Origin of the sequence: Actinosynnema sp. NPDC023658 (assembly GCF_040639995.1) — a bacterium.
Lineage (GTDB): Bacteria > Actinomycetota > Actinomycetes > Mycobacteriales > Pseudonocardiaceae > Actinosynnema.
In genome coordinates this window covers 1-13,709 of record NZ_JBFAAX010000137.1, presented here as the reverse complement: position 1 = coordinate 13,709, position 13,709 = coordinate 1, and the positions used below count along the sequence as shown (strand labels likewise).

Genomic DNA, 13,709 nt, shown 5'->3' with positions numbered 1-13,709 from the left:
CGTGTCGCTCGCCGTCGCCGCGCTCGAACGGACCCTCGGCCACCCGGTGCTGGTGCGCGACGGCCGCCCGCGGCCGTCCGCGTTCGGCCAGGAGGTCGTGGCGCACGCGCGCGCCGCGGTGGCCGCGTCGACCGCGATCACCGACCTGGCCACGCGTCGTCGGGGCGTGGCCCGCGGCACGGTCAAGCTGGCCGCGCCGCCGACCGTGTGCCAGGGCCTGCTGCCCGAGCTGATGGCCCGGTGGGAGGCGGAGTTCCCGCACGTGCGGGTGCGGGTGTTCGAGGGCGAGGACGACGAGGTGGCCGACTGGCTGGCCCAGGGCGTCGCGGACGCGGCCGTCCTGGTCGACCCGCCGCCCGGTCGCGGTGCGACGGTGGGCGAGGACGCGTTCCACGCGCTGCTGCGCACCGACCACCCGTTGTCCGGGGTGGCCGAGGTGGGCGTGGAGGACCTGGCCGACGACCCGTTCCTGCTGTCGTGCGGCGGCTGCGAGCGGCACGTGCGGCAGGTGCACGCGGGCGTGCCGTTCGACCCGCGGCACCGGGTGCGGGAGCTGGGCACGTTGCTCGCGATGGTGCGCGCCGGGATCGGCATCTCGGTCGTGCCGGGCCTGGCCGCGACGATGCTGCCGCCGGGGCTGGTGCTGGTGCCGTTGCGGCCGAGGGTGGTGCGCAGGCTGGTGGTGAGCGGTCCGACCGGTCGCGAGTGGCACCCGGCGGTGACCGCGCTGGTCGACTCCTGCCGGGAGGACGTCCGCGGTGCGTGACGCCGCCGGGCGGGGGTGTCCGGCGGGGGCGGGGAGGTCGGGCGCGGTGTCCGGCGGGTGTGACGTCCGCCGAGTTTGATCCCACCCGGGCGGGCAACTCCCGGCCCATGACGAGAGGCGCGCGAGCGGCGCTGGTGATCGGGCTGGGGATCGGTGGGTTCGTCGACGGCATCGTCGCCCACCAGCTCCTCGGCTGGCACCACATGCTGTCCGGCTGGTACCCCGACGACCTGCACGCGAACATGCGCGCCGACGGGCTGTTCCACCTGTTGTGCCTGCTGCTCGTGCTCGTCGGCATCGGACTGCTCAACCGCGCGGGCACGCTGGCCGGCCGGGTGCTGTGGGGTGGCGTGCTGGCCGGGTGGGGCGTGTTCAACCTGGTCGAAGGGGTGGTGGACCACCTGGTCCTCGGCGTCCACCACGTGCGCGGCGGCCCGCACGAGCTCGCCTACGACCTCGGCTTCCTCGTCCTGGGCGCGGTGCTGGTCGTGGTGGGCGGGCTCCTCGTCCGGGATCGGGCGAGCCGGTGAGCGGGGTCCGGGAGCGGCTGCGCGCCGCGGCGTCCGAGGTGTTCGGGTGGGCGGAGCTGCGCGACGAGCAGATCGACGCCATGGAGCAGGTGCTGGCCGGGCGGGACGTGTTCGTCGTGCTGCCCACCGGCGCGGGCAAGTCGGCGGTCTACCAGGTGCCCGGCGTGCTGCTGGACGGCCTGGTCGTCGTGGTGTCGCCGTTGATCGCGTTGCAGCGCGACCAGGTCACGGCGCTGCGCGAGAACGGCGCACCGCCCGCCGCGATGGTGAACTCCGCGCAGTCCGAAGTGGACAACGAGGCCACGTGGGAGGCCGTCGCACGCGGGGAGGTGCGGTACCTGTTCGTCTCACCCGAGCAGCTGGCCAAGCCGGAGGTGCTGGACCGGCTCGGCGAGCCCGGGTTGTTCGTGGTGGACGAGGCGCACTGCGTGTCCGCGTGGGGCCACGACTTCCGGCCCGACTACCTGCGGCTGGCCGCTGCGGTGGACCGGCTCGGCCGCCCGCCCGTGCTCGCCCTCACCGCCACCGCGGGCACGACCGTGCGCGAGGACGTCATCTCCCACCTGGGCATGCGCGACCCGGTCGTGGTGGCCATCGGCTTCGACCGGCCCAACCTGTCGCTGGACGTGCGCATGTTCGTCGAGGACGACCACAAGCGGCGCGCGGTCCTCGACTGGGTGCTGGAGGCGCGGAAGCCCGGACTGGTCTACGTGGCGACCCGCAAGGACGCCCGCCGGTACGCGGAGGAGCTGAGCGGAAAGGGGGTGAGTGCGGAACCGTTCCACGCGGGGATGAAGGCCGCCGAGCGCGAACGCGTGCAGGACGCCTTCATGAGCGGCGACGTCGACGTGGTCGTGGCGACGTCGGCGTTCGGCATGGGCATCGACAAGCCGGACGTGCGGTTCGTCGCGCACGCCTCCGCGCCCGGTTCGCTGGACGCCTACTACCAGGAGATCGGTCGCGCGGGCCGGGACGGCGAACCCGCGCGGGCCGTGCTGTTCTACCGGCCGCAGGACCTGGGGTTGCAGCGGTTCCTCCAGTCCCGGCACGTCGACCGGGACGGGTTCGTCGAGCTGGCGGAGTTCGTGCGCGACCACCCCGGGCTGCGCGTCACCGAGCTGGCGCGGGAGCTCGGGCAGTCCCGCCGCAAGGTCACCACCGGCGTCAACCTGCTGGAGCGCGTCGACGCGGTGCGGGTGACCAGGGCCAAGTTCCGGCTGGTGGTCGACCCGGAGGAGGCGGCCGACCTGGCGGCCGAGGAAGCCGAGCGACTGCAACGCCTCGACCGGTCCCGGATCGAGGTCATGCGGGCGTACGCGGAGACCCGCGCGTGCCGCCGGCAGCACCTGCTGGGGTACTTCGGCGAGGTGCTGGAACGGGCGTGCGGCAACTGCGACACGTGCGAGCGCGGCGAGGCGGGCACCGGCGTGTCGGCCAACCCCGAGTACCCGGCCCAGTCCCGGGTCCACCACACCGAGTGGGGCGCGGGCACGGTCGTGCAGAGCGAGGCCGACCGGCTCACCGTGCTGTTCGAGGAGGTCGGCTACAAGACGCTGTCGCTGGAGGCCGTGCACGCCGCCGACCTGCTGGGCCGCCACCCGGAGGGCTGACCGCCGACGTTCAGTCGTCCGCCACCAGTTCGGCCACGTGGACGCGGAAGTGGAAGGACGAGGTCCGGCCCGTCGCGATCACCAGGCACGAACCGTCGCCCAACCGCAGCACCTGCCGCGACCGCACCGACCACGGGTAGGCCGGGACGAACTCGCGGGCCAGCCGCACCGCCTCGGCCAGCGCCGCCTCCCGGTCACCGACGGGCTGTGCCAGCGAGATCTCCCACTCGCGCCCGTCGCCCATGCCGCGGATCTCCTCCACGACCACCCACCACCGACCCGTGTCCATGTCGGTGGGATGTCCGGCCGCGCCCCGCGGTTCCGCCGCGGACCGACCGCAGCCGGGCGGTGCGGGTACCAGGAGGGTCCGCCGGGCTCGACCCGTTCGACGACTTCGGCGGGATCGTCGGCAGCGCTCGACTTTGATCGCTTCTGTTCACTCCGTTGACCTTGGACGTGGACCGGACTGGAGTGCTGTCCAGGACTCGGGCACGGACGCGATCAGCGCATCGAGGCACGGCGCGACCGGACGGCCCCCGCAGACGACGAGGAGAAGCCCATGGAATCACCGGGAGAGCGCAACCTCAGAACCCCGCTAGCGGACGGGGTGGGCCGGTGATCGCGAAGGGGCTGGCGGCCCTCGTGCTGGCCGCGTCCGCGGTCGTCCAACCGGGGGTCGCGCAGGCCGCGCCCGGCGTCACCCTGCTGTCCGACACCGTGCTCGACCAGTCGGCGCTGTACTTCGTGTCCTACGACGGGCTCGTTAACAACAACGCCTTCCAGGACGCGTTGATCACCTACAACGGCTACCAGTACGCGGCCTGGTACACGTCCGACCGCAACGCCGTGGTCGCACGGCGCGCGCTCGGCGGCGGCTGGCAGAAAGCCGTGCTGCCGCACGCGCTGAGCACCGACGACTCGCACAACGTGATCTCGCTGGGCATCTCGCCCCAGGACGGCACGCTGCACGTCGCGATGGACACCCACAACACGCGGCTGTTCTACTCCCGGTCCGTGGCCGGGCTCGCGTCGCAGCCCGGCTCGTACGCCTGGTCGCCATCGGTGTTCGGGGCGGTGCAGCGGACGCTGGGCAGCGTCGAGCCGGGCAACATGACGTACCCGCAGTTCGTCGTCACGCCCGAGGGCGCGTTGCAGTTCAGCTACCGCACCGGCGGGTCGGGCAACGGCGTGAACGAGCTGGCCGAGTACACCGGCGGCACGTGGCGGAAGCTCGGCGCGTGGTCCTCCGCGACCGGCAACTACACCGGGCCGAACGGCGTCGTGTCGACCACCCGCAACATGTACCTGCACGGCCTGACCTACGACCGGCGGGGCCGGCTGCACGCGGCGTTCACCTGGCGCGAGGGCAACGCGGGCGTGCTGTGCAACCCCGGCGGCCTCACCAACCACGACACCGGGTACGTCTACAGCGACGACCGGGGCCGCACGTGGCGCAACGCGGCGGGCGCGGTCGTCGGCACCACCGGCGGCACGCGGGTGTCGGTCGGCTCGCCGGGCCTGGTCGTCGACCCGCTCGACCCCAACCACGGCCTGATGAACCAGGAGGGCCAGGGCGCCGACTCGACCGGCACGCCGCACGTGGTGATCAGCTACGTGCCGGGCCGGTTCACCCAGTGCGTGTCGAACTACTCGCAGCAGCGCGCGCAGTACGGCCGCACGTTCCACGTCGTGCGCAACGCCGACGGGACGTGGACCAAGCGCGAGGTGCCGGTGCCGCCCGGCAGCACCCAGCGGACCAAGCTCGTCTTCGACCGCGCCGACAACGCCTACCTGGTGATGCCGCGCGGCCGGATCGTGTCCGCGAGCCGGGCCACCGGCTGGACCGACTGGACCCTCGTGTTCGACCAGCCGTCGATGAACGCGTTCGGCGAGGTCAACGTCGACACGTCGAGGTTGGCAGTGGACGGCGTCCTGTCGGTGCAGTACCAGCAGCGCTCCAGCGGCACCACGCCGTCACCGATCAGGGTGGCCGACTTCCGGCTCGGCTGACCGCCGGCGCGGGGGTTCCGACCCCGGAACCCCCGCACCGGTCGTCGGGGAGCGGGACCTCGGGGGAGTCGGGCCTTCGACGGCGGACGGGCGTCAGTACCCGACGTACCCGGTGCCGGAGTTGATCCCGACCAGGCCGGGGTGGTTGCCGAAGCCGCCGTAGCGGGCGTAGGTGTAGCGGACGCCCGCGATGATGTTGTCGACCGGGGAGTAGATGTCGTCGTACCCGGGCAGCTTGTAGGTTTGGAACGTCGGGTCGATGCACTGCATCAGGCCCTTGGAAGGTGTGCCGCGGGCGGCGTTGGCGTCCCAGGTGTTCACGGCGTTGGGGTTGCCGTTGGACTCCTTGATGATGATCGTGTAGATCTCGTCGAGGCTGTCCTCGGTGATCGGGGTGCCGTTGGCCGCCAGGACCTTGATGGCCTCGCGGATCCAGCCCTCGACCTCGCGCTGCTTCGGGGGCTTGCGCGCCTCGGCGGCCTCCCAGGCCTCGCGCGCCGCCTTGTCCTCGGCCGCCTTGCGGGCCGCGTAACCGTCCTGCGCCACGCCGCTGGCCTGGTTGAACGTGTGGAGCGCGGAGAGCTGCTCCTGGCGGATGATCCGGGCGGTCTCCGAACCGAGGTCCACCGCGTGCACCGTGTCGACCTTGCCGGTGCGGATCGTGTCGTCCGGCACGCCGCCGAGGTCCGCGCCACCGGCCATCGGGCTGAACGGCCCGCTCATCGCGTACGCCGCGGCTCCGGAGCCCGACACGATGCCGACGGCCACCGCCACGCTGGCGATGCGACGCGGGAGCACCTTCTCGGCCTCCGCGCGGTGCGCGCCCTTGTAGCCGGGCGGCGGTGCGGGTACCTGGAACGTGGTCTGCGCGCGTTTGTTCTTGTGACGGACGTGCCGAGCCAAGGGTGCAGCCTCCTGCGGTCGGGGAACTCCGTCACCGGACCTGGCGGGGGATCCAGGTGGACGCGGGCCTTTCCGGGGGATGTCGGGCCCGTGTCCCTTCGGTGATGGAACCGTGATCTGCGGCCGAGAACGTAACCGTTCGTGTTTGGGGGAGGCAAGGATTGACCGTTGATGGGTGACTCTCGTCACGTTTGTTGCGAGCCGCGCCTACTGTCCGTCATTGCCGGGGTTACGCGTCGCTCAAAAGGGGAGATGGCCTCCGCCACCGGGGTCGCCCGAGCCGCAAGAGTGCGGTGACGTGCGGGGACAGTGCCGAAACGCCCGAAGCGGACGGTCCTGCGAGCTAAAGTCGGAAGTCCTGCGTCACGCCGGACGGGGTGGGACGGGGTTCGTCGCGCGAGGAGTCCGGTGGCCGAGAGCGGTGCTGAGGAAGGATTATCGTCGGTCGAGGTCGTGGACGAGCTGGTGAAGCTCCTGCAGGACCTGACCGAGCGCCCGCGCTTCGGTGAGCTGCCCGGTCGTCGCGCGGGAGCGCGGGCCGGCGCCGACCGCGGCATCCCGCTGGTCTGCCTGGTCCGGGGAACCCGCGCGGACGGCCTGCTGGCCGCGCTGCAGTCCCACCTGCGCGGCGCGCACCCCGGCCGGGTGCCGCACGCCTACCACCGCTTCCCCGACCCGGAACCGGGCGTCGCCACGCCGGACCTGGCCACGCTGGACGCGGTCGGCTCGGTGCTGGTGCACATCGCCCGAGGGTTGGCCCACGGCGCGAACGACCGCTACGGGCGGCACGAGTTCCGCCGCTTCGAGCTCGTCTACTGGCTGATGAACCAGCGGCTGGACGGGTCGAACCCCGAGTCGTCCTCGACCCTGCTGACCCGCCTGCGGGAGCGGGACCTGCGCCGCCGCAGCGGCGACGACCTGAAGGAGGTGCTGGACAACGCCACCGAGACCGCGCCGTGGTGGGTGCGGCTGGTGGTGCGGCTGGTGCCGTCCTTCCTGTTCCGGGCGAAGCTGCGCGGGCTGGTGCCGGGCAGCGAGTACCGGTGGCTCCTGCGCCAGCCCTACCTCGCGCCGCACGACCCGGGCACGTTCATCGGCTTCGCCGAGCGGCTGACGTCGGCGCTGGTGCCCGGTCAGCGCACCGAGCCGCGCGAGGACACCGGCCAGCTGGCGAAGCTGCTGGTGAACGCGTTCCTGGAGGACGTGCGCCGCGCCTACCGCCGGTCGTGGTGGCGGATCAGGTCGGCCCGCCGCACGGTGTACCCGGTGGTGCTGCTGGACGGCATCCGCCGCGACAACGGCGGCTACGCCGTGCTCAAGGTCATCAACGACGTGCGCAACGACACCGGCGCGTTCGACCCGCTGGTGATCATCAGCGGCAGCGCCAAGGTGCCGCCGGACGCGGCGACCACCGCCGAGCGCGAACCCGCGCCGGTGAGCCAGGCGAGCCACGCCTACGAGACGTGGGCGCGCAAGCTGGCCACCGACAGCCGCGCCCGCCGACCGACCGCGTGGTTCCTGCCGCTGAAGGTGCCCGAGGTGACCGTCGTCCGGGGCGAGGTGCCGCCCACGGCCACGCTGTCCGTGCGGCAGGCCCCGGTCTGGTCGCGTACGTCGGTGCTCGTGATCGTCGTGCTGCTGCTGCTCGCGTCCGTGGCGACGGTCGGCTACCGGCAGGTCCGCGGGATCACCGCCGCGAACGACCGGTGGCGCTACGAGCACTGCGGCCTGGACCGCGACAACCCCGACGCGCACACCCTCGAACGGCGCGACGGCGACTGCGTCGGCGTCACCACGGGGTACGTGCCGCTGTTCGGCGAGGCCGACCCCGACGAGCTGGCCCGCTTCAACCAGGTCCAGCAGCTGATCGTGGACCAGAACCGGCGGGTGCTCGAAGCGCACGAACGGGACAAGGGCCGCCCCTACGCGACCGTCGTGTACGTGTCCGCGATGAGCGCCAACCGCGACGCGTTGGCCAGCAACACCGCCCGGCTGGTCGGCGTCGCGGCCCGGCAGGCCAGGCTGCTCGACCGCACCGACGCCGACGAGCCGTTGATCCGCGTCCTGCTGAGCAACGCGGGCTCGACCATGCAGCACGGCGACGTGGTGGCGGGGAAGCTGCGGTCGATGATGGAGCGGGACAAGAGCATCATCGGCGTGCTGGGCATGGCGTTGAGCAGCAAGCCGACCCGCGACACCATCCGCGACCTGGGTGACGTCGGCCTGCCGGTCGTCGCCGCGACCCTGTCGGACGACGCGATGCCCACCGCGTCCCGGATGTACTTCCAGGTCTCGCCCACCAACGACCGCCAGGCGCAGATCGCGGCGCGGCACGTGCGCGCGGCGCACCCGGACATGCGCGGCGTGGTGATCGTGCACTCCAACGACGAGCTGGACTCCTACGCGGGCAACCTGCGCGCCGACGTGGCCAAGCACTTCGACGAGGTGGGCCTGCGGGTGCGCGAGGAGCCCTACCAGCCGGTCGGCGGTGAGCAGAGCTCCGACGCCAGGCGGCTCGGTCAGGGCCTGTGCGACGTCGCGGACGACGAGGTCGTGTTCTTCGCGGGCAGGCCCGCGGACTTCGGCAAGCTGATGGACGGGGTGAGCGCCGGGTGCAAGAACGACCCGCCCGCGCTGTTCGCCGGTGACGACATCGCCCGCTACGCCGCCGACGACACGTTGCGCGGTCAGCACCCGGAGATCCCGTTCGAGTACGTGTCGTTCGCGATCGGCGCTCAGGGCTGCGCGGCGGCCACCGAGATGAACCAGACGCTGCGCGAGCTCGTGCCCGACCAGTGCCAGAGCAACGCCAACCCGTCGCTGGACGGGCACGCCGCGCTCACCTACGACGCCCTCTACCTCTTCGTGCACGCCATGATCCAGCTGGGGAAGATCCCCGTGTCGCCGGGGCACATCTGGAAGGAGATGGGCGACATCGGCGGCGAGCGGGCGCTGTCCGGCGAGAGCGGCGTGATCGACTTCGGCGGCGGCCAGGTGCCGATCGACAAGTTCGTGGCCGTGCTGCGGGTGGCCGACGGCAAGTCGCCCACTGTGCTGGCGTCCTGCGGCGACTACCCGAACCGGGAGGACGTGGACCTCCACCGCGCGCCCTGGTGCCCGACCACGCCGCGCTGACCCGTCGCGTGGACGCGGGTCTCGCCGCCGCACGTCGATCGTGGCGTGGCGCGGCGCACTTTAATGACCCTTTACTTATCGGACGGGTTCAGTTGATACTGTGGGCCGAGGGGAGTACTTCCCAAGCGCCTGCCCGGTCAGTACGGACGCCTTGTCGGCGTCCCCGGGAGGCCGCCCCACCGGGGTGAAGGAGACCTCGAACACCTGTGTTCGAGGAGGTCCTGTGCCCGGATCTGTCGCACTCGCGGCAAGCCCCGCCACGTCCGTCGGGTCACCGACGCTGTGGTTGATCAGCATCGCGGTCCTGGTGGGGCTGGTCCTCGCCGACTTCGCGGTGACGCGCCGCCCGCACGAGGTGTCGATGCGGGAGGCCGTGGGGTGGTCGGCGCTCTACCTGGCGCTGCCGGTGGTGTTCGGGCTCTGGCTGTGGCTCGACTCCGGCAGCGGCCCGGCGGTGGAGTTCATGACCGGGTTCGTGGTCGAGAAGTCCCTGTCCGTGGACAACCTCTTCGTCTTCATGCTGCTGCTCGGCGCGTTCAGCGTGCCGGCGGCCCTGCAGCAGCGGGTGCTGCTGTTCGGCATCGTCGGCGCGCTGCTGCTGCGCGGCGTCTTCATCGCGGCCGGTGCGGCGATGTTGTCGGCCGGGACCTGGGCGTTCCTCGTCTTCGGCCTGATCCTGGTCGCCTCGGCGGTGAAGATCCTGCACGAGGCGCTCACCGGCGGGCACGCCGAGCGGGACATCTCGCGGATGCGGTCGGTCCGGCTGCTGCGCCGGTTCATGCCCGTCACCGACGACTACCGCGGCGCCCGCCTGACCGTGCGCGAACACGGCCGGCGCGCGCTCACCCCGCTGGCGGTCGTCGTGGTGGCGGTCTTCGCGACGGACGTGGTCTTCGCCGTGGACTCGGTGCCCGCGGTGTACGGCATCACCGACGACCCCTACCTCGTGTTCGCCACCAACGCCTTCGCCCTGCTCGGGCTGCGCGCCCTCTACTTCGTGCTGCACACCGCGCTGGCCAAGCTGGTCCACCTCAACCACGGGCTGGCGATCATCCTCGCGTTCATCGGGCTGAAGCTCGCGCTGCACTGGGCGCACGGGATCTGGCCCGCCGTGCCGGAGATCCCCACCCCGCTCTCCCTGGCCGTGATCATCGCGACCCTCGCCGTCGTCACGCTGACCAGCCTGCGCGCCGGGCGTCGGGCCGAGGCACGCGCCGGTGGGTCCGACGGGTCGGGCGGGTCCGACGACCGACCCGCCACGCCGGCGATTCCCGATTGACGGGCGTGCCAGCGTTGGGTCCGTGGACGAACACGACATCGCCTCGATCCGCGAGCTCGCCGGGTTGGCCACCCCGATGGCCCTGCGGGTCGCGGTCACCCTGGGCCTGCCGGACCGGCTCCGCGGCGACGGCGCCACCGCCGACCAGGTCGCCACCGAGCTGAACGCGTCACCGGTCGCGCTCGACCTCCTGCTGAGCCACCTCACGACCCTCGGGATCGTCGAGCGCGCACCCACCGGTTACCGGACCACCGACCGCGGCACGGCACTCTGCGCCGACGCCGACAACAACCTGACCAACCTCCTGCACCTGGACGCGGCGGGCGGTCGCGCCGAGCTGGCGTACGTCGAGCTCCTGCACAGCGTCACCACCGGGCAGCCCGGCTACCCCCGCCGCTACGGCCGGGACTTCTGGTCCGACCTGACCGACGAACCCCGCCTGCGCGAGACCTTCGACGACCAGATGACGCGGCGGGTGCGCGCCCAGGTGCCGCGGATCGTCGCGGGCTGCGACTGGTCCCGCTTCGCCACGATCGTCGACGTCGGCGGTGGCCGCGGCACGCTCCTCGCGGCGATCCTGGAGGCCAACCCGGAGGTGCGCGGCCACCTGGTCGACCTCGACGCCACCGCGACCGCCGCCCGCCGCACCTTCGACGACCACGGGCTCGGTGACCGGGCGCGGGCCACCGCGGGCAGCTTCTTCGACCCGCTCCCCGCGGGTGCGGACGCCTACCTGCTGTTCGACATCCTGCACAACTGGGACGACGAGCACGCGGGCCGGATCCTGGCCCGCTGCGCCGAGGCGTGCCACCCGACCGGTCGCGTCCTGGTCGTCGAAGGCGTCGCCGGACGACGGGCCGACACCCAGAGCGGCCTGACCATGCTCGTCATCCACGGCGGCCGGGAGCGCCGGGTCGACGAGTTCCGCGCCCTCGCCGGGGCCCGTGGGCTGGTGCTGGACGCCGTGACCGACCTGACCGACCAGCGCTGCCTGCTGGAGTTCCGCCTCGACGCCACCGCCTGACCCGCGCACCCGCACCGGGGGTCCGGATCCCGGTTTCCCGATCCACCGGGAACCCGGGGAGTAGGCTCGCCGCGCGAGAAATCCGTGACTATGGGGGGATCGGTTTGTTCAAACGCTTTGTGCTGCCCGCGGTGGCGATGCTCGTGCTCTCCCTGTCGGCCGCGGCCCCGACCGCTGCCGCGGCCGTTTCGACGGCGTCCTCCTACACACCGGTGACGCCGGTGCGGGTGCTGGACACGCGCGCGGCCCTCGGCGCACCGGCAGGGGTGGTGGGCGCGGGGCAGACCGTCGTGCTCGACCTGTCCGCCCGGACGCCGGCCGGGACCACGGCCGTGGTGCTCAACGTGACGGCGACCGAGCCGACCGCGAGCACGTACGTGACGGTGTGGCCGTCGGAGACCACGCGCCCGGCCACGTCCAACCTCAACGTCGTCGCCGGCGAGACCCGGCCGAACCTGGTCACCGTGCGGCTGGGCCAGAGCCGCAAGGTGAGCCTGTTCAACGCCACCGGCACCGTGCACCTGCTGGCCGACCTGGCCGGCTACTACGCGCCGGGCACGGGCTCCCTGTACCAGCCGGTGCCGCCCAGGCGGGCCCTGGACACCCGGGACGGCACCGGCGCGGGCACGCGGAACCCGGACGGTTCGCTGGCGCTGAACCTCACCGGCGTCGTCCCGGCCGAGGCGAGCGCCGTGACGTTCAACCTGACCGCCACCAACGTCACCGCCGACACCTACGTCACCGCGTGGCCGCACGGCAAGACCCGGCCCAGCGCGTCGAACCTGAACCTGGTGCCCGGCGACACCCGGGCCAACCTGGTGACCGTCGCGCTGGGCACCGACCGCACGGTGGACCTCTACACCCGGCAGGGCACGGTCGACCTCATCGCGGACGTCGCCGGCTTCTACGTCCCGGGCGAGGGGCTCGCCTTCCACGCGATGGACCCGGTCCGGGTGGCGGACACCCGCTCCTCGGCGGCGGCCCGGCCGGACCAGCCGCTGGAGCTGCTGCTGGCGATGGACCTGTCCATCCCGACGACCGCGACCGCCGTGATGCTGAACGTGACCGCGACGGAGGCGACCGCCGCCACCTACGTCAGCGTGGTGCCCGGCAACGGCGCCCCCGCCGCCGCGTCGTCGGCGCTCAACGTGACGGCCGGGGCCACGGTGCCGAACCTGGTGTCGGTGGTGGCCGGCATGTATGGCGCGCTCGTGCTCAAGCCCGGCACCGGCAGCGTGCAGCTGATCGTCGACCTGGGCGGCTACTTCGCCCCCGCGCCGTCCACCTGCGCGACGGGGTGCGTGCAGGCGTGGGGCCAGAGCAACAACGGCGTGCTGGGCTCCGGCGGCGGCGCGGGCGGCAACGCCTACTTCGGCGAAGCGGGCGCCCGACCGGTGTCCTCTTTGGACGGCGCGACCGCGCTCGCGGGCCGCTACGCCCTGCGGTCGGACGGCACGGTGTGGGCGTGGGGCGAGAACTCCTCCGGTGAGCTGGGCGCCGGGTGGCACGTGGGCGGCGGGTTCGCCCCGGTGCCGGTCAAGGTCAGGGGGCTGACCGGCGTCACGGCCATCGCGGCGTCGGCGTCCAACGGCTACGCGTTGCGCACCGACGGCACGGTCTGGGGCTGGGGCGCCAACTCCGCCAAGCAGGTCGGACCCGACACGTCGGCGGACCACGTGGTCGACCTGCCCGTCCGGATCCAGGGCGTCGACAACGCGGTGGCCGTCGCCGCGTCCGCGGGCACCGCGTACGCCGTGCGGTCGGACGGCACGGTGTGGGCGTGGGGGAACAACTCCTCCGGCGAGCTCGGCACCGGCACCGCGGGCGGCTCCTCGGCCACCGCGGTCCAGGTGGCCGGCCTGACCGGGGTCAAGGCCATCGCCGCGGGCGGCGGCAGCCGGTACGCGTTGCGCACCGACGGGACCGTGTGGACCTGGGGCAGCAACGCGGAGGGCCAGCTCGGCAACGGCACGGCCACCGGCCGGACGGCCACGGCCACCCCGGTGGCGGGGCTGACCGGCGTCCTGTCGGTGGCGGCGGCGAGCACCACCGGGTTCGCCGTGCAGGCGGACCGGACCGTCGTCGCCTGGGGCTCGCACGCCCAGGGCACGGCGGGTGTCGGCGCGACGGGCGAGCAGTACGTGACCCGCCCGAAGGCCGTCCAGGGCCTGTCGCAGGTCAGGACCGTCGTCGGGGCGGGCGGGAACGGGTACGCGCTGCTGGAGGACGGCAGCACGTGGGGCTGGGGCGCGAACGCCTGGTACCAGCTCGGGGTCCAGGACGTCGCCTCGTCCCCGACGCCGGTGCGGGTCCCCAGTCTGCCGTCGGCGGCCGCGATCGCCGCGACCGGCACCAGCGCCTACGCCATCGCCCGGTGACCGCCTGACCCCGTCGCCACCGCGGCCCGGACGAAGCCCTCGGCGGGACGTGATCGGAGTGATCACCGTCCCGC

The 13,709-nt window shown here is 72.9% G+C and carries 10 protein-coding genes; 8 read left to right on the top strand and 2 right to left on the bottom strand.

What is annotated here, in order from left to right:
* The 3 genes from AB0G02_RS17220 to AB0G02_RS17210 all read left to right on the top strand — a co-directional run.
* Positions 1-766 (top strand): LysR family transcriptional regulator substrate-binding protein (locus AB0G02_RS17220; RefSeq protein ID WP_360794872.1); only part of this gene is annotated, 766 nt, incomplete at its 5' end.
* Between the two features lie 107 nt (positions 767-873).
* Positions 874-1,296: a DUF2243 domain-containing protein gene (locus AB0G02_RS17215; protein ID WP_360794869.1), complete on the top strand. Its 423-nt coding sequence runs from the start codon at positions 874-876 to the stop codon at positions 1,294-1,296.
* Positions 1,293-2,906 (top strand): ATP-dependent DNA helicase RecQ, encoded by a 1,614-nt coding sequence (locus tag AB0G02_RS17210; protein ID WP_360794866.1) that lies wholly within the window; start codon positions 1,293-1,295, stop codon positions 2,904-2,906. Before AB0G02_RS17215 ends, AB0G02_RS17210 begins: the two co-directional genes overlap by 4 nt.
* 10 nt (positions 2,907-2,916) lie before the next feature.
* On the opposite strand, the gene AB0G02_RS17205 is transcribed toward AB0G02_RS17210, so the two are convergent.
* Positions 2,917-3,195, bottom strand: coding sequence for a hypothetical protein (locus tag AB0G02_RS17205; protein WP_360794863.1), 279 nt, complete (start codon positions 3,193-3,195; stop codon positions 2,917-2,919).
* A gap of 326 nt (positions 3,196-3,521) precedes the next feature.
* On the opposite strand from AB0G02_RS17205, the gene AB0G02_RS17200 reads away from it, so the two are divergent.
* Positions 3,522-4,916 (top strand): BNR repeat-containing protein, encoded by a 1,395-nt coding sequence (locus AB0G02_RS17200; RefSeq protein ID WP_360794860.1) that lies wholly within the window; start codon positions 3,522-3,524, stop codon positions 4,914-4,916.
* Positions 4,917-5,009: 93 nt separating this feature from the next.
* Here AB0G02_RS17200 and AB0G02_RS17195 read toward each other — a convergent pair whose 3' ends face one another.
* Positions 5,010-5,819 (bottom strand): transglycosylase SLT domain-containing protein, encoded by an 810-nt coding sequence (locus AB0G02_RS17195; RefSeq protein WP_360794857.1) that lies wholly within the window; start codon positions 5,817-5,819, stop codon positions 5,010-5,012.
* Positions 5,820-6,227: 408 nt separating this feature from the next.
* On the opposite strand from AB0G02_RS17195, the gene AB0G02_RS17190 reads away from it, so the two are divergent.
* The 4 genes from AB0G02_RS17190 to AB0G02_RS17175 all read left to right on the top strand — a co-directional run bounded on the left by AB0G02_RS17190 (position 6,228) and on the right by AB0G02_RS17175 (position 13,635).
* Positions 6,228-8,954 (top strand): hypothetical protein, encoded by a 2,727-nt coding sequence (locus tag AB0G02_RS17190; protein WP_360794854.1) that lies wholly within the window; start codon positions 6,228-6,230, stop codon positions 8,952-8,954.
* Between the two features lie 223 nt (positions 8,955-9,177).
* Positions 9,178-10,233, top strand: a complete 1,056-nt coding sequence (locus AB0G02_RS17185) for a TerC/Alx family metal homeostasis membrane protein (RefSeq protein WP_360794851.1) — start codon at positions 9,178-9,180, stop codon at positions 10,231-10,233.
* Between the two features lie 76 nt (positions 10,234-10,309).
* Positions 10,310-11,257: a methyltransferase gene (locus tag AB0G02_RS17180; protein WP_360794875.1), complete on the top strand. Its 948-nt coding sequence runs from the start codon at positions 10,310-10,312 to the stop codon at positions 11,255-11,257.
* Between the two features lie 104 nt (positions 11,258-11,361).
* Complete coding sequence (locus AB0G02_RS17175) at positions 11,362-13,635, top strand: hypothetical protein (RefSeq protein WP_360794848.1); 2,274 nt, start codon at positions 11,362-11,364, stop codon at positions 13,633-13,635.
* Positions 13,636-13,709 lie beyond the last annotated feature (74 nt).